At 71.5% G+C, this 19,167-nt stretch carries 18 protein-coding genes; 15 read left to right on the forward strand and 3 right to left on the reverse strand.

The window, feature by feature from the left end; all coding sequences use genetic code 11:
- Positions 1 to 68 precede the first annotated feature (68 nt).
- Positions 69 to 1,325, reverse strand: a complete 1,257-nt coding sequence (locus FLV34_RS04825; protein ID WP_147942473.1) for an extracellular solute-binding protein — start codon at positions 1,323 to 1,325, stop codon at positions 69 to 71.
- A gap of 331 nt (positions 1,326 to 1,656) precedes the next feature.
- On the opposite strand from FLV34_RS04825, the gene FLV34_RS04830 reads away from it, so the two are divergent.
- From FLV34_RS04830 to FLV34_RS04865, 8 genes are all read left to right on the forward strand, one after another.
- Positions 1,657 to 2,622, forward strand: coding sequence for an acetylxylan esterase (locus tag FLV34_RS04830; RefSeq protein WP_142647459.1), 966 nt, complete (start codon positions 1,657 to 1,659; stop codon positions 2,620 to 2,622).
- A 130-nt stretch (positions 2,623 to 2,752) separates the two neighbouring features.
- Positions 2,753 to 3,016 (forward strand): phosphoribosyl-ATP diphosphatase, encoded by a 264-nt coding sequence (locus tag FLV34_RS04835; protein ID WP_030507281.1) that lies wholly within the window; start codon positions 2,753 to 2,755, stop codon positions 3,014 to 3,016.
- 62 nt (positions 3,017 to 3,078) lie between these two features.
- On the forward strand, positions 3,079 to 3,924 hold the full coding sequence (gene hisG, locus FLV34_RS04840; protein WP_147942474.1) for an ATP phosphoribosyltransferase: 846 nt from the start codon (positions 3,079 to 3,081) through the stop codon (positions 3,922 to 3,924).
- Positions 3,925 to 4,011: 87 nt separating this feature from the next.
- On the forward strand, positions 4,012 to 4,578 hold the full coding sequence (locus FLV34_RS04845) for a hypothetical protein (RefSeq protein WP_142647457.1): 567 nt from the start codon (positions 4,012 to 4,014) through the stop codon (positions 4,576 to 4,578).
- A 123-nt stretch (positions 4,579 to 4,701) separates the two neighbouring features.
- Positions 4,702 to 5,586 carry an ABC transporter ATP-binding protein gene (locus FLV34_RS04850; protein WP_142647456.1) on the forward strand — a complete coding sequence of 295 codons (885 nt, stop codon included), beginning with the start codon at positions 4,702 to 4,704 and terminating at the stop codon, positions 5,584 to 5,586.
- 2 nt (positions 5,587 to 5,588) lie between these two features.
- Positions 5,589 to 6,326 carry an ABC transporter permease gene (locus tag FLV34_RS04855; protein WP_142647455.1) on the forward strand — a complete coding sequence of 246 codons (738 nt, stop codon included), beginning with the start codon at positions 5,589 to 5,591 and terminating at the stop codon, positions 6,324 to 6,326.
- Between the two features lie 199 nt (positions 6,327 to 6,525).
- Positions 6,526 to 7,692 (forward strand): sensor histidine kinase, encoded by a 1,167-nt coding sequence (locus FLV34_RS04860; protein WP_142647454.1) that lies wholly within the window; start codon positions 6,526 to 6,528, stop codon positions 7,690 to 7,692.
- Entirely contained in the window at positions 7,689 to 8,294 is a 606-nt protein-coding gene (locus FLV34_RS04865; protein WP_142647453.1) for a response regulator transcription factor, read from the forward strand. Before FLV34_RS04860 ends, FLV34_RS04865 begins: the two co-directional genes overlap by 4 nt.
- Before the next feature lie 155 nt (positions 8,295 to 8,449).
- On the opposite strand, the gene FLV34_RS04870 is transcribed toward FLV34_RS04865, so the two are convergent.
- Positions 8,450 to 9,943: an EAL domain-containing protein gene (locus tag FLV34_RS04870; protein ID WP_261985658.1), complete on the reverse strand. Its 1,494-nt coding sequence runs from the start codon at positions 9,941 to 9,943 to the stop codon at positions 8,450 to 8,452.
- Between the two features lie 117 nt (positions 9,944 to 10,060).
- On the opposite strand from FLV34_RS04870, the gene FLV34_RS40200 reads away from it, so the two are divergent.
- The 5 genes from FLV34_RS40200 to FLV34_RS04900 all read left to right on the forward strand — a co-directional run bounded on the left by FLV34_RS40200 (position 10,061) and on the right by FLV34_RS04900 (position 16,134).
- The gene (locus tag FLV34_RS40200; protein WP_168065892.1) at positions 10,061 to 10,891 is read left to right on the forward strand and encodes an acVLRF1 family peptidyl-tRNA hydrolase; all 831 of its coding nucleotides are present in this window, start codon (positions 10,061 to 10,063) and stop codon (positions 10,889 to 10,891) included.
- 149 nt (positions 10,892 to 11,040) lie between these two features.
- On the forward strand, positions 11,041 to 12,639 hold the full coding sequence (locus FLV34_RS04885; RefSeq protein ID WP_142647510.1) for an ABC-F family ATP-binding cassette domain-containing protein: 1,599 nt from the start codon (positions 11,041 to 11,043) through the stop codon (positions 12,637 to 12,639).
- A 115-nt stretch (positions 12,640 to 12,754) separates the two neighbouring features.
- Positions 12,755 to 12,970 (forward strand): helix-turn-helix domain-containing protein, encoded by a 216-nt coding sequence (locus FLV34_RS04890; RefSeq protein WP_030507271.1) that lies wholly within the window; start codon positions 12,755 to 12,757, stop codon positions 12,968 to 12,970.
- A 200-nt stretch (positions 12,971 to 13,170) separates the two neighbouring features.
- Positions 13,171 to 14,025: an enoyl-CoA hydratase/isomerase family protein gene (locus FLV34_RS04895; protein WP_142647452.1), complete on the forward strand. Its 855-nt coding sequence runs from the start codon at positions 13,171 to 13,173 to the stop codon at positions 14,023 to 14,025.
- Between the two features lie 222 nt (positions 14,026 to 14,247).
- Entirely contained in the window at positions 14,248 to 16,134 is a 1,887-nt protein-coding gene (locus tag FLV34_RS04900; RefSeq protein ID WP_142647451.1) for an ABC transporter ATP-binding protein, read from the forward strand.
- A 196-nt stretch (positions 16,135 to 16,330) separates the two neighbouring features.
- Here FLV34_RS04900 and FLV34_RS04905 read toward each other — a convergent pair whose 3' ends face one another.
- On the reverse strand, positions 16,331 to 17,209 hold the full coding sequence (locus tag FLV34_RS04905; protein WP_142647450.1) for a sulfotransferase: 879 nt from the start codon (positions 17,207 to 17,209) through the stop codon (positions 16,331 to 16,333).
- 31 nt (positions 17,210 to 17,240) lie between these two features.
- Between FLV34_RS04905 and FLV34_RS04910 the strand changes: the two genes are divergently transcribed.
- Together FLV34_RS04910 and FLV34_RS04915 are read left to right on the forward strand one after the other, a co-directional pair.
- Positions 17,241 to 18,203 (forward strand): LD-carboxypeptidase, encoded by a 963-nt coding sequence (locus FLV34_RS04910; protein ID WP_142647449.1) that lies wholly within the window; start codon positions 17,241 to 17,243, stop codon positions 18,201 to 18,203.
- Positions 18,204 to 18,247: 44 nt separating this feature from the next.
- Positions 18,248 to 19,153, forward strand: a complete 906-nt coding sequence (locus FLV34_RS04915) for a hypothetical protein (RefSeq protein ID WP_240971354.1) — start codon at positions 18,248 to 18,250, stop codon at positions 19,151 to 19,153.
- The last annotated feature ends 14 nt before the right edge of the window (positions 19,154 to 19,167 follow it).

Below are 19,167 nucleotides of genomic sequence, written 5' to 3' on the forward strand. Positions count from 1 at the left end.
GGGTGCGGAGGACGGAGGCCGCGGCCGGTGAGGGGTCAGGCGTCACCGGCGGACCACGGCCGTCGCGGCTATCCGGCGTTGCGCTCCATGACCTTGGCGGCCTCGGCCAGCGCCGTCTTCACGTCGGCCTTGCCGAGGATCGCGGCCTGGAGCTGCTTGGCGACGTCGGACGCGCTCTCGTCCCAGCCGGGACATCCGGGCGCGGCCGCGCCGGTCTTGATGATCTCCGCGAACACCGCCGCGTGCTCGGGCGTGAACGGCGATTCGGCGATCTTGTCGGGGCGGGGCGGGATGTAGGAGACGTTGCGGGCCTTCGACTCCGCCGTCACCGCGTCGACGGCCTCGTCGGTGTAGAGGAACTTGACGAAGTCCGCCGCCTGCTGGATGTGCGTACTGTACGACGTGACCCCGACCGCCCGGCCGCCGATGAAGGTCGTGGGCGCCGCCGGGCCGGCCGGCAGCGGGGCGATCGCCCATTTGCCCTTCATCGCGGGCTTGCTGGTGTCGATGCCGAGGGCGTTCCAGTTGCCGCCGTAGACCATCGCGATGCCCTGGTCGAGCGCGTCCGAGGTCGTCACCGTGTCGGTCGGCGCGCCGTACTTGCGGTGCAGGTCGATCCAGTACGACAGCGCCTGCTCGGCCTGCGGGGTGTCGAGCGACGGCTTGCAGTCCGGCGTGTAGAAGGCGCCGCCCGCCTGGTAGAGGAAGTTGAAGTAGCCGATCCAGTCGAGGTTGCCCCAGTCGATGCTGAACGGCGTCTTCACCCCGGACTTCTTGAGTTTCTCGATGTCGGCGGTGAGCTCCTCCCAGGTCTTGGGCGGCTCCTTGATCCCGGCCTTCTCGAACAGGTCGGTCCGGTAGTAGAGCGCCACGGTGGACATGTCGAGCGGGATGCCATAGATGGTGCCGTCGGGGGAGACGGCCGACTTCCACTGGGCGGGCTGCGCCTGGGCCTGGAGCTGTTCGATGCCGTACTTGCGCAGGTCGACCATCCCGCCGCGCAGGCCGAACTGGATGGTCCAGGTCATGCCGCCGGAGATGATGTCGGGCCCACTGCGGCTGGTCGAGGCCGCCAGCAGCTTGGCGTACGCGTCGTCCCAGGCCAGCGTCTGCACCTTGATCGTTACATCGGGGTGCGACTTCGTGTACAGGTCGGCCGCCTTCTGGAAGGCCGCGCTCTCGTCGTCGCCGCCGGTGGACCACCACGTGATGGCGGCGGGGGTGTTCGCGTCGGCCTGCTCGGTCTCCGAGGTGCCGCTGGTCGCGCAGCCCGCGCCGAGGGCGGTGATCAGGGCGGCGCAGGTGGCCGCCGTCGTTCGTCGCATGGACGTCTCCGATCTCTACGGAAAGTGATCGACTGACATGTCGTGCCCCCCCGAGAGGCGGCCCGCCGCGAGGCCGTGCCTGTGCGGCGCACCGCCCACGCTTCGAATTCGTGCAGAGTCCAGCACTAAACCGGATTAGTTTCAAGAGGGTGTTTCATCCCGACGATTCGGACATCGCACCGTACGAATCATGAATCCGCAGCTCAGACGGTTGACAGGGGTTACATGGATTCCGGCGAACGACCCTTAACCGGGTCAGAAGTCTGAAACGGTGCACTTGTGTAACCTTGCGGCGTACACGAGCCAGGCCCACCACCCCACGGGAGCCCCCATGTTCGTCGACATGCCTCTTGACCAGTTGCGCGCCTACCTGCCCGAGCGCCGGGAGCCCGCCGATTTCGACGCCTTCTGGGACCGCACGCTGGCCGAGGCCCGCGCGCACGACCTGAACGCCGTCTTCGAGCCGTACGAGGCCGACCTCGCGCTGCTCGACGTGGCCGACGTGACGTTCGCGGGATTCGGCGGGCACCCGATCAAGGGATGGTTCATCGCTCCCGCGGGCGCGTCGGGCCCGCTGCCGTGCGTGGTGGAGTACATCGGGTACGGCGGCGGCCGCGGCCGGCCGCACGACTGGCTGCTGTGGCCGGCCGCCGGATACGCGACCTTCGTGATGGACACGCGCGGCCAGGGCGGCACCTGGCGCTCGGGCGACACGCCCGACCCGGTGGGCGGCAACGGGGCGCAGATCCCCGGCAAGCTCACCCAGGGCGTGTTCGACCGCGACGACTACTACTACCGGCGGCTCTACACCGACGTCGTACGCGCGGTCGAGGCGGCCAGGTCGCACCCCCTGGTGGACGCCGGGCGGGTCGTGGTGACCGGCGGCAGCCAGGGCGGCGGCATGGCGCTGGCCGCCGCCGCGCTCGTGCCCGGCCTCGCCTACGCGTTCGTCAACGTGCCGTTCATGTGCGACATCCGGCGCGCCGTCGAGATCACCGACGAGGAGCCGTACGCCGAGCTGGGCCGGTTCTGCGGGATCCACCGGACGCGGGTCGAGGACATCTTCGCGACCCTCGACTACTTCGACGGCCTGCACTTCGCCGCGCGGGCCACCACGCCCGCCCGGTTCTCCGTCGCCCTGCGCGACGGCGTCACCCCGGCGTCGACGGTGTTCGCGGCCTACAACCACTACGCCGGGCCCAAGGACATCACGGTCTGGCCGTTCAACGGCCACGAGGGCGGCGAGTCGCAGCAGGCGCTCGACCAGCTCAGGCTGGCCAGGAAGATCCTCGGCTGAGCCCGATGCCGTAGCCGTCCGGGCGACAGGATCGATCTCGCAGGGTGGACGCGGGGCGCGGCGGCCCCGCCCCCGCGACTACCCTGGGGCCGATACCCTGAAGGCGCACGCCCACGACGCGAGAGAGACCATGAAGACCTTCGAAGAGCTGTACGCCGAGCTGGCAGAGAAGGCGCGCACCCGGCCCGCGGGGTCGGGCACCGTGGCCGCCCTGGACGCCGGCGTCCATGCCATCGGCAAGAAGGTCGTCGAAGAGGCCGCGGAGAGCTGGATGGCGGCCGAGCACGAGTCGGCGGACCGGGCGGCCGAGGAGATCTCACAGCTGCTCTACCACGTGCAGGTCCTGATGCTGGCGCGCGGAATCGGGCTCGACGAGGTCTACAAGCATCTGTAGCCGCCACGGCGGCCCCGGATCAGACCATCGACCTTGTTTCCGCTCGAAAGGATCTCCCACTCATGCTGCGCATCGCCGTACCGAACAAGGGCGCGCTCTCCGAGGCCGCCCAGACCATGCTGAAGGAGGCCGGCTACCGCCAGCGCAGGGACAGCAAGGAGCTCGTGGTCGTCGACTCCGAGAACTCCTGCGAGCTGTTCTTCCTCCGTCCGCGCGACATCGCCGTCTACGTCGGCGAGGGCCCCCTCGACGCCGGCATCACCGGGCGCGACATGCTGTTCGACTCCGGCGCCCCCGCCGAGGAGGTCATGCCGCTCGGGTTCGGCGGGTCGACGTTCCGCTTCGCCGCCACGCCGGGCGCCTACTCCGGCGTGGCCGACCTGTCCGGTCTGCGCATCGCCACCTCGTACGCCGGACTGCTCGGCAAACACCTCGCCGACCAGGGCGTGGACGCCCGGGTCATCAAGCTCGACGGCGCGGTCGAGACGGCGATCAGGCTCGGCGTCGCCGACGCGGTCGCCGACGTGGTGGAGACCGGCACGACGCTGCGCAACGTCGGCCTCGAGGTGTTCGGCGAGCCGATCGCGCACTCCGAGGCCATCTTGATCAAGCGGGCCGGGGCCCCCGAGTCCAACGGCTTCCAGCAGCTCATCCGGCGCTTGCAGGGCGTGATCGTGGCCCGCGACTTCGTGATGATCGACTACGACATCCGGGCCGAGCGCATCGACGAGGCCATCGCGATCACCCCGGGCATGGAGGGGCCGACCGTCTCCCCGCTCCACCGCGAGGGCTGGGTGGCCGTACGGGCGATGGTCCCGCGCAAGGGCCACCAGCAGGTGATGGACCAGCTCTGGGACATCGGAGCCAAGGCGATCCTGGTCACCGCGATCTTCGCCTGCCGCCTCTGAACCCTGCCGCCTCTGAACCCTGCCGCCTCCGATCCAGGCGGTTCCGAGGCGCTGTCGCCGTGGCGCGCCCTGTGTCAAGATCACGTCATGATGCGATTATCACGTCTGCTGGTGCCGTTGATCTGCGCGCTCACCCTCGCGGCGGGCGCACCCGCCGTCGCGGCGGAGCGCTCGGCGACCAGCGCGGGGACGTCGGACGTCCCCGCGACGCAACTCGACGCGATCCGCAGGCTCGACTTCATGGTCGGGCACTGGGCCGGCTCGGGATGGGTCGACACCGCCTCCGGACGACAGGAGTTCCTCCAGACGGAGAAGGTGGCCTACAAGGCGGGCGGCCAGGTGCTCACGGTGGAGGGCCAGGGGCGGGACAAGGCCGACCCGCGCAGGATCGTGGACACCGCGCTCGCGGTCGTCAGCTACAGCGACGAGACCGGGCAGTATCGGTGGGAGGCGTTCTCCCAGGGACACATCACCGAGTCCGTGCCCGTGGTCGGCGACCGCTTCTTCCAGTGGAGCCTCCAGACCGGTGGGCCCACCATCCGCTACACCCTGCGCTTCACCGGCAGGACCTGGCACGAGGTCGGTGAGTACACCCTCGACGGCGGCGCCACCTGGCGGCAGAACTTCCAGATGGACCTGAGACGAGTGGCCTGACGCCCCCCTGTGTTCTCCTCCCTCCCCTTTCGTGCGGGGGAGGGAGGCGGGTGACAAATGTCATCGCGAAGGCCGGAGACGCGGCACTGATGATCGCACCCGCCTGATCCCTACCGTGAAGGCATGAACGCAATCGCCTTCACCGACGTCACCAAGAGATACGGGGACGTGCTCGCGGTCGACGGCCTCGACCTGGAGATCCCGGCCGGAGCCACGGTCGCCCTCCTCGGGCCGAACGGGGCCGGGAAGTCCACCTCGATCAACATGCTGCTGGGCCTGTTGCGGCCCAGCTCCGGCGAGATCCGGGTCTTCGGCGTGCCGCCGGAGACGGCGGTCGCCGACGGGGAGATCGGCGCGATGCTCCAGGAGGGCACGCTGATCCCCGAGCTGACCGTGGCCGAGACCGTGGACTTCGTCCGGCGGCTCTACCCCCGTCCGCTGCCGCTGGAGGAGATCCTCCGGCTCGCCGACCTCACCGAGCTCGCCCGGCGGCGGGCCGACCGGCTGTCCGGCGGCCAGACCCAGCGGGTGCGGTTCGCGCTGGCCATCGCGGGCGGCCCGAGGCTGCTGCTGCTGGACGAGCCCACTGCGGCCATGGACGTCGAGTCGCGCCGCACGTTCTGGGACAACATGCGGGCGTACGCCGCCGGGGGCCGGACGATCCTGTTCGCCACCCACTACCTGGAAGAGGCCGACGAGAACGCCGACCGGGTCGTCGTGATCGCCCGCGGCCGGGTCGTCGCCGACGGCAGCGCCGCCGAGATCAAGGCCGGGGTCGCCGGTCAGGCGGTGAGCTTCCTGCTGGGCGACCAGCCGGTGGCCGGGCTCGAAGCCCTGCCCGGGACGACCGGCGTGGAGCTCCAGAGCGGCCGGGTCACGCTGCGGACCACCGATCTCGACGCCACCGTCGACGCCCTCTATCGCAAGACCACCCTCGACATCCGCGACCTCCAGCTCCACGGGGCCGACCTGGAGGACGCCTTCCTCGCCCTCACCAAGGAGGCCTGATCATGCGGCACTACATCAAGGTCGAGATGCTGCGGATGATGCGCAACAAGCGCTACATCATCTTCGTGGTCGCCTTCCCCGTCGGGTTCTACCTCCTCTATTCCAACCTCTGGGGAGCGGAGACCGATCAGTCGACCGGACTGCGCGGCAGCGTCCTGCTGATGATCTCGATGGCCGCGTACGGCGCGCTGGCCTCGGCCATCATGTCGACGGCCGTGCCCTGGTCGCAGGAGCGGCACAGCGGCTGGCTGCGGCAGCTCCAGATCACTCCGCTGCCGGGCCGGGCGATCATCCTGACGAAGCTGATCTCCTCGATGCTGCTCGTGCTGCCGGCGCTGCTGCTGGTCGGCCTGGCCGCGGTGCTCACCCAGGACGTCTCGCTGCCGCCGGGGCAGTGGGTCGGGCTGATCCTGGCGATGTGGATCGGCACGATCCCGTTCGCGGCGCTGGGCCTGACGATCGGATCCCTGCTGCCCCCCGACACCGCGCAGCCCGTCGCGATGATCGGCATGTTCGCCCTCGCCCTGCTCGGCGGGCTCTGGTTCCCCGAGAGCCTGATGCCCGCGGTCATGAAGAGCATCGCCCACGTGACCCCGTCGTACGACTACGCGAGCATCGGATGGCAGATCGCGGCGGGCGAGGCCCCGCACGCGGCCGACGCGGCCGGCATCCTCGCCTGGGGGGTGGCCTTGGTGGCGCTGGCGATATTCGCCTACCGTCGTGCCACGGTGCGCGCCTGAAAGCAGTGCCACGGTGCGCGCCTGAAAAGCAGTGCCACGGTGCGCGTCTGATCGAAGCAGCGCCACGGCGCGCGCTTGATCGAAGCAGCGCCACGGCGCGCGCCTGGCAGGAAAGTGCGCCTGACAGGAACGGTGCGCGCCTGGCAGGAACGGCGGGGAAGTGCGCGCCCGACTCCACCATGGTTCGGAGGGACAGCGGATGAGCCGGCTGGCCAACGTGTTCACCTTCGGCGGGATCGACGAGCGTCCCTCCCGCCTGCGGCGACTGATGGGCATGTCGCTCGGTCTGATCTACCTCTTCTACCCGGTGTCCGAGGTGGCCGACGGCACGGTGAGCGGCGCGCGGGCGGTCTGGTGGATGGGCGCGCTCGCGGTCTTCGTGGCCGTCTACCTGTCGGTCGTGCTGGGACCGCGCGATTTCGACCATCAACCCCGGTGGATGTTTCCCATGCTCGGCGTCGCGACGGTGATGGCGGTCGTCTTCCCGTTGATCTTCCGGAGCCCTTCCTGGCTGACCCTGCCGATCTACATGGTGGTCGTCTTCGCGATGGGCCTGCCGCCCACTCGCGCCCTGCTGGGGATCGCGGCCATGGCCGGGCTCGTCGTCGTGGAGGGCAAGATCATCGGTGCCGACGACGGCACGGTGTGGGCGCTCGTGCTGCAGATCATCACGCTCGGCGTGCTGTTCGTGAGCGTCCGCAACACCCGCGTCCTCGTCGTCCAGCTCCGACAGGCGCAGAGCGAGGTCGCCAGGCTGGCCGCCACGGAGGAGCGGCTGCGGATCGCCCGCGACCTGCACGACCTGCTGGGACACAGCCTCTCGCTCATCGTCCTCAAGAGCGAGCTGGCCCGCCGCCTGGGTGAGCAGGGCTCGCCGAAGGCCCCCGGGGAGGTGGCGGACATCGAGTCGGTGGCGCGGCAGGCGCTGGCCCAGGTGCGCGAGGCCGTCAGCGGATATCGCCGGCGCCGCCTGTCGGAGGAGATCGACGGCGCCAGGTCCTCGCTGGGCGTCACCGGCGTCGCCCTCACGGTGCGCACCCGCGGCACCCCGCTGCCCGAAGACCTCGACGGCCTGTTCGCCTGGGCCGTACGCGAGGCCACCACCAACGTCGTACGGCATTCCCGGGCCACCCGCTGCGAGATCGACGTGTCGTACGACGTGGAGGGCGCGGTGCTGGAGATCGCCGACAACGGCGGCGGCGCGTACGAACCGGGCAACGGCCTCACGGGGCTCGGCGAGCGGGTGCGCGCGGCGGGCGGGAGCCTGGAGGTCGAAGGCGGCAAGCGGGAGTTCAGGGTGCGGATCGCGGTTCCGCCGCCCCTGGACCGCACGCCGGAGATGATCGCGGATAGGTTGGGCCAGTGATCAGGGTCGTGCTGGCGGAGGACCAGAGCATGGTGCGGGGAGCGCTCGCCTCCTTGCTCGGCCTGGAGCCCGACATCGAGGTGGTCGGAGAGGCTGCGGACGGCGAGGAGGTGATCGCCGTCGCCGAGGCGACCAGGCCGGACATCGCGCTGCTCGACATCGAGATGCCCGGCAGGGACGGGATCTCCGCCGCCGAGCAGCTGCGCCGCCGGGTCCCCGGATGCCGGGTGGTGATCCTCACGACTTTCGGCAGGCCCGGCTACCTGCGCCGCGCGATGGAGGCCGGGGCGGTGGCCTTCCTGGTGAAGGACAGCCCCGCGAGCGAACTGGCCGCCGCGATCAGGCGGGTGCTGCGGGGCGAGCGCGTGATCGATCCGGGGCTGGCCGCCGCCGCGCTCAGCGCCGGGCCGAACCCCCTGTCGCCGCGCGAGCGCGACGTGCTGTCCGCCGCCGCGGACGGCTCGACGATCAACGACATCGCGCTGCGGCTGCACCTGTCGGAGGGCACGGTGCGCAACTACCTGTCGGCGGCCATCCAGAAGACCGGCGCGCGCAACCGGATCGAGGCCGTCCAGAAGGCCCAGGCGCAGGGCTGGCTCTGACCACGGCGGGCCGCACCCCGCGGCTCGGGCCGGTGCGAGCGGTGACACGGCGCTTTCGGCCGGGCCCGGCGCACGCGGTCACGCCGCCGTAGGGGGCCGGCGGAAAGGGCCGGACGCGCCCTCGACGGTGCTCGTGCGGCCGATCGCGTGCGGGCTCAGCGGGCCTGCTGTTCCTGGAGGTCGGCGGCGTGCCGCAGCAGGTCGCCGACCCGCACCACGCCCAGGCACCTGCCGACCTCGTCGACCACCACCAGGTCGTCGTACACGCGGGCGTTGTCCCGGCCAGCCACCTGCATGGCCGCGATCACCGGGGTCGTCTTCGCCACGATCTTGGCCGCGTCCGCCAGGCGGCCGGCCGGCTTCTTCGCGTGCAGCGCGTGGCCGTACGCCCCGGCCATGAAGAGCAGGAAGCGGCTGCGGTCGATGCTGCCCAGCGGGCGCTCGTATTCGTCCACCAGGATCACGCTGGTGATCGAGGGCTCGGCGCTCAGCACGGCGACCACCTCCTCGGCCGTCGACTCGGCCGGCAGTGTCACCGCGGGAAGCAGGAGCTCCTGCACCCGAGGGCCGAGCGACGCGGTGGCGGGGGCCGCCTCCGGCACCGGCAGCGGCACGTGGACGCGGTTGAACCCGTGGGAGGGCCGCCAGCCGGACGGCGCGAGCAGGGGACCCTGCGCGAGCCGGATCCCCCAGCCGCGCACCGCCGCCAGTTGCGTCTCGTCCCGCAGGCCCGGGGCGAGCACGTGCGCGCCGACGCCGCGCGCGAGCCGGACCAGCGACTCCGCGAGCGCGCCGTGCCGGGGATCGCGCGGCCCGCGTGCCACCACGCCGGGAGACAGCGCGATCATGTACGGCGAGGCGTCGGCGAGCAGGTCGAGCGGCAGCGGGGCGGTGCCGATCCCGCCGAACGCGATGAGGTAGCCCACCGCGCGCAGTCCGTCGATCCCGGACAGCAGGGCGGTGCGCTGCACATATGCGGTGTCGCCCTCGATCACGAGGATGACCTCGCGGGGACGCCGGTTGGACACGCGCATCGCCTCGTGCAGCGGCGCGTGGCCGGCCGAACCACCGGCCACGGCGGCGGCGGAGATCGGCAGGACCAGCGGCAGCAGGGCCTCCTCGCGGGCGGCGGCCAGCAGGCCGTTCACCGTGGTCCCCATGCCCGGGCCTGCGGCGGACGCGTCCTCGGTGACCACCTCGACGGCGACGGCGCCACCGGTGTCGAGATCGACCACGGGAAGGAAGAACGGGGCGGCAGGGCCGGGGACGCCGGAAGCGGAGGGCGCGTACGCGCGCTGGTCGTACGGCTCGGCGGGGGCTGGGGTGTACCTGCGCCCCCTGGTCGCCGGGTCGTGTTCCCACACGATGTCGGCCGGGCCGTGCTCCAGCCCCATGTTCGCCGGGCCGTACTCCCGCACAGTGCCGGCCGGGCTGGGCTCGCGCACGATGTTCGCCGGGTCGTGGCCGCGCACGATGTTCGCCGGGCCGGGCTCCCAACCAGTGGCCGTAGAGGCGTCCATCACGGTGTCCGCCGGGGAACGTTCCCGTCCGTCGCCGGGAGGGAACGGGGTCGCCGGGGCCGCGCCGGGCGCCGGGACACGTTGCGGGGTCGCGGCGAGCGGCGCCGCCGATGAGACGGGGAGCGACACGATTGAATTGTGGGACAGAAATCGCCCGGCGATGCCGATTGCGGGACGAAGTTCACCGACATTTCCCCGTCAGTTGGGCGGAACCCTACACAGGGTGCACGGCTAGGCTGATCAGCCATGACGGCAGGGCCCGCCACGGGAGGCGGCAGATGGATCTCGGTCGCCCCCGAGCGGCTCGCCGGATGGATCGCGCGCTTCGCCGAGCGGCACGGCCCGATCGAGGCCGTCGTCCTGCCTGACGTGGTCCGCATCGACGCCGCCGACGGCGCGGTCGCCGAGTGTCAGGTGCCGTTCCCGCCGCTGCGCCCCTCTCGCGTGGGCGACCGCCACGGCGCGGGCAGCAGCGACCGCGGGGGCCAGAGCGACGGCGGGCCCGAGGAGGACGGCGACGGGGGCGACGGCGACGGGGGCGACGGCGACGCAGGCGATGGCGACCGTGGGGGCGACGGCGGGCACGGACGCGAGGGCGGGGGCGACGACGGGTTCCGGCTTCCCCCGGCCGCGGCGGCGCTGGTGTCCCACGTGTGCCGGGAACGGACCGTCGGCGTGCTGCTGGCCCGGCTCGGCGGGCACGCCGCAGGCGTCTTCATCGGCGCCCGCCTCGTCACGGGCAAGGTCGGCTCGCGTCAGGTCCACGGGCGCAGCGCGGCGGGCGGGTGGTCGCAGCAGCGCTTCGCCCGGCGCAGGGACAAGCAGTCGTCCGAAGCGCTGCGGGCCGCCGCCGACGTGGCCGCCCGGGTGCTGCTGCCGAGGCTCGACGACCTGGAGGCAGTCGTGCTCGGCGGAGACCGGCGCTCGATCGACGAGATCAGGCGCGACCGCCGTCTCGCACCGCTGTTCGCCCTGGAGTCCGGCCCCTTCCTCACCGTGCCCGACCCCCGGATGCCGGTTCTGGAGGGTGCCCCCGCGCTGTTCCGCGCCGTACGGATCCGCCTGCTCGACCCCTGACCGGCCGCGCGACGAAGGGGCGCGGGCGGGGTTTCGGCGCAGGCGATGGTGGACGGGGCGGCACTACACTTGAGCCCATGCGCACTCCCGATTGATCGCTCCCGGTGCCGATCCCCGACCTCATCACCTACGGGAGTGTCCCCTTAATCATGATCATCGCAACCGATATCGAACTTCGCGCCGGCTCGCGCCTGCTCATCGAGGGCGCCTCGTTCCGGGTGAACCCGGGCGACAAGATCGGCCTGGTCGGCCGCAACGGCGCCGGCAAGACCACGCTCACCAAGGTCCTGGCGGGGGAGGGGCTGCCCGCCGCGGGCACGGTCACGATCTCCGGCAGCGTCGGCTATCTGCCGCAGGACCCCCGCACCGGCGACCTGAGCGTGCTGGCGCGCGACCGGATCCTGTCGGCCCGCGGCCTCGACGACGTGCTCCGCGAGCTGCGCGAGGCCGAGGCCGGGATGGCGGCCGACGACCAGCGCGTGCGCGACCGCGCGGTGCGCGCCTACGGCCGCCTGGAGGACCGCCTGCACGTCCTCGGCGGCTACGCGGCGGAGTCCGAGGCGGCCTCGATCGCGTCGAGCCTCGGGCTGCCCGACCGTGTCCTCGGCCAGCCGCTGGAGACCCTGTCCGGTGGTCAGCGACGGCGGGTGGAGCTGGCCCGGATTCTGTTCTCCGGAGCGGAGACTCTCCTGCTTGACGAGCCGACAAACCACCTCGATGCGGACTCGATCGGCTGGCTTCGTGATTTTTTGCGCTCGCACCAGGGCGGCTTGGTGATCATCAGCCATGACGTAAACCTTCTTGATGCGACGGTAAATCGGGTGCTCCATCTCGACGCGAACCGCTGCGTGATCGACACCTACAACGTCGGCTGGAAGGCCTATCTCGCCCAGCGGGAGACCGACGAGAAACGGCGAAAGCGCGAGCGGGCCAATGCCGAGCGGCAGGCGTCCGCGCTGCTTTCCCAGGCCGACCGCATGCGGGCGAAGGCCACCAAGGCCAAGGCGGCCCAGGACATGGAGCGGCGCGCCAGGCGGCTGCTGTCCGGCGTCGAGGGCGAGCGGCGCTCCGACCGCGTAGCCAAGCTCCGCTTCCCCGACCCCGCGCCCTGCGGGAAGACCCCCCTGACGGCCCGCGGCCTGTCCAAGTCGTACGGCTCGCTGGAGGTGTTCACCGACGTCGACGCCGCGGTCGACCGGGGCTCGCGGATCGTCATCCTGGGCCTGAACGGCGCGGGCAAGACCACCCTGCTGCGGCTGTTCGCAGGCATCGAGAAGCCCGACACCGGCGAGGTCGTGCCGGGCCACGGGCTCAAGCTCGGCTACTACGCTCAGGAGCACGAGACGCTCGATCCCGAGCGCACGGTCCTGGAGAACATGCGGTCGGCGGGGCCCGACCTGGCCGACGTCGACCTGCGCAAGGTGCTGGGGTCGTTCCTGTTCACCGGCGACGACGTGGACAAGCCCGCCGGGGTCCTGTCGGGCGGCGAGAAGACCCGTCTCGCCCTTGCGACGCTGGTGCTGTCGAGCGCCAACGTGCTGCTGCTCGACGAGCCCACCAACAACCTCGATCCGGCCTCCCGCGACCAGGTGCTGTCGGCCCTCGGCTCCTACACCGGCGCGATTGTGCTGGTCACGCACGACGAGGGCGCGGTCGAGGCGCTGAAGCCGGATAGGGTGATTCTGTTGCCAGACGGAGTAGAAGACGCATGGAGCGACGAATTTTCCGATCTTGTGGCGCTTGCCTGATCTTAATTTGAGCGGGTAGGGATCTTTTCCCGCGGAGTAGGTAGCCGATCCCGCCGAAATGACTGATCATGGGCTGAAGTAACGCTGCGGAAGTCTGGCACTACAGGAGGTACTCGTGGCCGAGACTCTGAAGAAGGGCACCCGGGTGACCGGGGCCGACCGGGAAAAGCTGGCCGCTGATCTTAAGAAGCGCTATTCCGCGGGTGAGAGCATCCGCGCTCTGGCTGCTTCCACCGGCCGGTCGTACGGGTTCATCCACCGCATCCTCAGCGAGTCCGGGGTGACTCTGCGCGGACGCGGCGGCGCGACCCGGGGCAAGTCCAAGCGCTAGAGATCCACCTCAAGACGCGCGACCGCAGCCGCTCGTTCCTGCTGGAGGAGCGGTCGCGTCCGACTCGCCAGAACGATATTCGGTAAGCTCGGGCGCGACCGCGGGATGAACAGGAGGGCGGACGCCCGGCACGGACGGTGCGCCGCACCGGACCGGCCGTGCGAGGCGACGTCGCTCCGCACCGGACGCAGGAGCAGGGCATGGCGGAAGCGGCAATGGGGGGGAATCTGGAGCACGCCCTTGGGACGGGCGAAGGCTCCGATGTGTCGACGATCTCGGCGGCCGCGCCGGCCGAGGTCGGACTGCGCTTCGAGGTGGACGGCGAGATCGCGACCGTCACTTTGGACCGGCCGGACAAGCGCAACGCGCAGACGTTCGCGACATGGTCGGCCCTGGCCCGGATAGGGGAGACCCTTCCGGAGCAGGTGAGAGTGGTCGTGGTCAGAGGCGAGGGGCCGTCCTTCTCAGCCGGAATCGACCTGCGCATGTTCACACCCGAGGGGGTTCCCGGGCAGGAATCGTTCGCGAGCGCCGCGGTGCTCGGCGACTCCGAGTTCGAGCAGCTGATCGCGGAGGCACAGAAGGGTTTTCTGTGGCTGCGCAGGCCGGAGATCGTGTCGATCGCGGCCGTGCAGGGGCATGCGATCGGGGCGGGTTTCCAGCTCGCACTCGCGTGCGACCTGCGTGTCGTCACGGACGACGTGAAGTTCTGCATGAAGGAGCCCGCGCTGGGGCTGGTTCCCGACCTGACCGGGACCAAGCCCCTGGCCGACATCGTGGGGGTGCCGCGGGCCATCGAGATGTGCCTGACCGCGCGCACCGTGGGGGCCGCCGAGGCCGTACGGCTCGGCCTGGCCGAGATCGCGGTGCCCACGTCCGAGCTGGCCCAGGCCGTACAGGACCTGGCCGCCGCCCTGCTGGCGACCGACCGCGCCGCCGCGACCGCCACCAAGAGGCTGCTGCAGGCCGCGCCGGGACGCACGCTGGAGGAGCAGGCCGCCGCCGAGCGGATCGAGCAGGTGGCGCGCATCCGGGCACTGTTCGGAAGGAACTGAAGGACGCTGCTCGGGCCGAGTCGAAGGCCGCTGCTCGGGGCGGACCGCGCGGCACTGCTCGGGGCAGGCCGAAGGATGCGGTCCGAAGCGGGCTGCGCGCATCTGTTCGAAACGAACTAGGGTCTGTGTCCGGGGCGAACCGGTACGTGCTGTTCGCTTCGAGCTGACGGGGGAATCGGGGGTATCCTCCCGCCGCTGCAGGGCTGGGAGGATGTACGGCATATGGCGATGATGAACGGCGGCTACGGCCTACAGGTTATGCGCTCGTTACGGCGAGATAACTCCGTGACGAAGGAGCGGATCGCGCCGGGAACCGTCCGGCGCATCGCCGGTTACGCCCGGCCGTTCCGCGCCCAGATCGCCGGGTTCCTCGCACTGGTCGTGGTCGACGCGGTCATCGTGGTCGCCAACCCGCTGCTGATGAAGGCGATCATCGATCACGGCATCACTCCGAAGCGGGTCGACGTCGTGGTGTGGCTCGCCGTGGCGATCGGGGGGCTCGCGGTCCTGGACGCCGGGCTCGGCCTGGTGCAGCGGTGGTATTCCGCGCGCATCGGCGAGGGCCTGATCTACAACCTGCGCACCGAGGTCTTCGACCACGTGCAGCGCATGCCGGTCGCGTTCTTCATGCGCGCCCAGACCGGCGCGCTGGTCTCCCGGCTGAACACCGACGTCATCGGGGCGCAGCGGGCCCTCACCAGCACGCTGTCGTCGGTGGTGTCGAACGTCATCAGCCTGGTCATGGTGCTCGGCACCATGCTCGTGCTGTCGTGGCAGGTCACGCTGGTCGCGCTGGTCCTGCTGCCGATCTTCATCTTCCCGGCCAAGTGGGTCGGCCGCCGGATGTCCGCGCTGACCCGCGAGCAGATGCAACTCGACGCCGAGATGAGCTCGGTGATGACCGAGCGGTTCAACGTGGCCGGGGCCATGGTCGCGAAGCTGTACGGCAGGCCGGACGACGAGGCGGCCCACTTCGCCGAGCGCGCGGGCCGGGTCCGCGACGTGGGCGTTACCGTCGCCATGTACGGCGCGGTGTTCCGCATCGCGCTCGGCCTGGTCGCCGCGCTGGCGACCGCGCTCGTCTATGGTCTCGGGGGCGCGCTGGCGATCGGCGGGGCGTTCGCGCTCGGCACCCTGGTCGCCCAGTCGTCCCTGCTCATGCGCCTGTACGGCCCGCTGACCAGCCTGTCGAACGTCCACGTGGACGTGATGACCGCCCTGGTGAGCTTCGACCGTGTCTTCGAGGTGCTCGACCTGAAGCCGATGGTCGCCGAGAAGCCGGACGCGCGGCCGATCCCCGAGGGGCCGGTCACGATCGAGTTCGACGATGTCCGCTTCCGCTACCCGTCCGCTTCCGATGTCTCGCTGGCGTCGCTGGAGTCGGTGGCCCGCCCGGACACCGGGCCCTCGCAGGAGGTGCTCAAGGGCGTGTCGTTCACCGCGCACCCCGGCGAGCTGGTGGCCCTCGTCGGGCACTCGGGCGCGGGCAAGACGACCATCACCTCGCTTGTGTCCCGGCTGTACGACGTGGACGAGGGGGCCGTGCGGATCAACGGCGTGGATGTCCGCGACGCCACCCTCGACAGCATCAGGGACACGGTGGGCGTGGTCATGCAGGACGCTCACCTGTTCCACGACACGATCGGCAACAACCTCCGCTACGCCCGGCCGGAGGCGACCGACGAGGAGATCTGGGACGCCCTGCGTGCGGCCCAGATCGCCGACCTGGTCAAGAACCTGCCGGAGGAGCTGGAGACGGTCGTCGGCGACCGCGGCTACCGGCTCTCGGGCGGGGAGAAGCAGCGCATCGCCCTGGCCCGGCTGCTGCTGAAGGCGCCGCGGGTGGTGGTGCTGGACGAGGCGACGGCCCATCTCGACTCGGAGTCCGAGGCGGCGGTGCAGCAGGCGCTGAAGACCGCGCTGCACGGCAGGACGTCTCTGGTGATCGCCCACCGGCTGTCGACGATCCGCGAGGCCGACACGATCCTCGTGATCGAGGACGGCCGGGTCGTCGAGCGCGGCCGGCACGAGGAGCTGCTGGAGCGGGGCGGCGCCTACGCCGAGCTCTACCGCACCCAGTTCACCGCCTCCGGCCAGAGCGCATCCTGAGGCCCTGCGACGGCCCGGAGACGGCGACCGGGAGCTGACGGCCCGGAGACGGCGATCGGGAGACGGCGGCCCGGAGACGGCGGCCTGGGGGATGACGGCCCGGAGACGACAGCCGGAAAACGGCGGCCTGGGGGATGACGGCGGGGAGACGACCGGTCATGCCGGCCGCCCACCGACGGGCTGCTCGCTCGCCGGCTCAGCGGTAGCCGAGGCGGGCGAGCTCCTCCCTGGCCACCTTCTCCACCAGCTCGGCGTCGTCCGCCGACAGCCGCCTGCGCCAGCTTCCCGGCCGGGGGATCGTCGCGCCGTACAGCGCGATCGTGGAGATCTTGGCCTCCAGGAAGGACGACACCGCCTCGATCGCGTCTCCCGGCGAGGCCACCATGTCCTCGTACCGCAGGGTGAGCAGGTGCTCGGCGGGCAGGTCGTGGCGCAGCGCGGCGCTCAGCCGTACGGCGCTGCGCCAGCGCAGGGCGCACTTGCCCGCGGGTGGCATCGCGGCCCAGCGCCCCCGGTGCTCGGCCGAGCGCACGCCGAGGAACGGATTGGGAAACTCGGCGTCCTCGCTCAGCATGTGGGGCTTGACCCAGGTCATGCAGGCGGGGTCGGCGAGCATGTCGGCGACGACGTCACGGCCGTCGCGGATGATCTGGATGAGCCGGGCGTCGGGGAACGCCTGCAGCAGCACCGGCGCGCTGTAGAGCAGGTCGGGGCTGGCGTCGCCGAACCGGGACAGCGAGCCCGGCCCGACGCAGGGCCCGGCGCCGACGATGCCGCCCGCCTCCCGGCAGGAGGCCGTGCACTCCGCGCACGCCGACGGGACCACCTGCCACGCTTCGGCGAGCACGTCGCGCAGCACCTGCGGGGCGCCGCCGCTGCGGGCGATCGACGGCCTCCTGGCGAAGGCGTAGACGACCCGGGCCACCGGGCCCCTGCCCATGGTCACGTGGAAGCCGGGCGAGCGCTTGAGGGCACGGCCCAGCAGGTCCGCGCCGGAGTGCGGAGCCGCGACAACGAACACCGGACGGCGGACCTTGACACCGTTGACCACGAGGATGTGCGTCGGAGGTCGCATAGATACCGCTAAGTCTGACACCCTTTGAAGGGTGAGCGAGCGCTTCCCGGGCGGGGCGGGCGGTGACGCCTCGATAACGGTCCCGAGACCGCCGCGGCGGCTGCGGCCCGGTGACACCGTCGCGCTGGTCGCGCCCTCGGGTCCCGTCGATCCCGAACGGCTCGAACGCGGCACCGACGTCCTGACCGGGCTCGGTCTGCGGGTCGTGCACGGGGCGTCGATCCTCGCGCGGGAGGGCTACCTGGCCGGGCCGGACGCCGCGCGGGCGGCCGACCTCCAGGACGCGTGGTGCGATCCCGGGGTGGCGGCGGTCATCTGCGCCAGGGGCGGCTACGGCGCCACCCGGCTGCTCGGGCTGCTCGACTGGGACGCGATGGCGGCGGCCGGGCCGAAGATCCTGCTCGGGTCGAGCGACATCACCGCGCTCCACCGGGCCTTCGCCGACCGGCTCGGCCTGGCGACGCTGTTCGGGCCGATGCCGGCGACCGCGCTGATCGGCGACCCGGAGGGGCCCGAGCCGGCCAGCCTCGCCTACTTGCGGGAGGCGCTGTTCGAGGGCGGCACGCCCGCGCCGATCACGGGCGACCGGGTGATCGTGCCGGGCCGGGCCGAGGGCAGGCTCACGGGAGGTAACCTCGCTCTGCTGGCCGCCCTGTGCGGCACGCCGTACGCGATGCGCGCGCGGGGGCGCGTCGTGCTGCTGGAGGACGTCACCGAGGAGCCGTACCGGATCGACCGCATGGTGACGCAACTACTGCAGGCCGGGTGTCTCGACGGCGCGGCGGGAATCGTGCTGGGATCGTGGGTGGAGTGTGGCGACCCCCTTCCCATGCTGGCCGAACGCCTGGCCCCGCTTGGTGTGCCGGTGCTCGCGGGACTGACTGTGGGCCATGGCACACCACAGATGAGTGTGTGGTTGGAGTCGAATGTGGCTATTGTGACCGAATCGTATTCTCTCTCGGGCATGTTCCGCGACTCGGACGCGGCAACCTGAGACCCGCCCCGGAGGCATCCGGGCGGTGGTGAAGGGATGGTGCGTTGGGACTCTTGCGGCGACTGCTCAGCCGGACACGGCCGGACCATCCCGCCCCGAGAGCCGTCGAGGACGTCGATCTCGACTCCCTGCTGGCCCTGGTCGCCGAGACCATGGGCTATACCTGCACGTTCGCGGCCGACGGGGCGTCGCTGACGCTGACCTCGCCCGAGCGTGAGCGGACGGTGAACCTCGTCGGCCTGCGCCGCGAGGCCGGTCGCCGTGCCCGCGAGGACTGGCCCATGCTGGTCTCCGAGCACCTCGCGCACGCCGTGTCGGGCGAGCCGTTCGACGCCTGCAACCTCACGCCCATCAGGCCGCTGCTGCGCACGCGCGTCCACGCCGCCGACGACCCGGCCTTCCCCGACCCCTCCCGGATCATCGGCCGCCACCTCAGCGCCGACCTGATCGAGGTGCTGACCATCGGCGCCCGTCCGGTGCGGCCGGAGGAGGCGTTCTGCTGGCCCATCCCGCCGGCCGAGGCGCTCGACGTGGCCGTCGGCAACGCCCTGACCGACGAGCGGCCCACCGTGTCGCGGCTCGACCTCGCCGGCACCGAGGTGTCGCTGCTGACCGCGCCCAGCGCGGCGGCCCACCTGCGCCGCCTGACGGCGTACATGGACGTGCCCGAGGACGGCATGCTCGCCGTGCTGCCGCACCGGGGCATGGTGGCCGTGCATCCCGTGGCCGGCATCGGGGTCGTCCGCGCGATCGAGCGCCTGCGCATCTTCGCCCACCGCGAGCACGCCGGCCGGGCCGACGGGCTGAGCCCCCACGTGTACTGGTGGCGCCGGGGCAAGCTGACCCGCATCCAGGCCGACCTCATCAGCCACGACGGGCAGACCCGGCTGGTCGTCGCGCCGCCGCCGGAGTTCGCCCGGCTCCTCGCCCGCATCGCCGGACGGCAGTAGCCGCGCCGGATATC

It is taken from the genome of Microbispora sp. CSR-4, from assembly GCF_008033685.1.
GTDB lineage: Bacteria > Actinomycetota > Actinomycetes > Streptosporangiales > Streptosporangiaceae > Microbispora.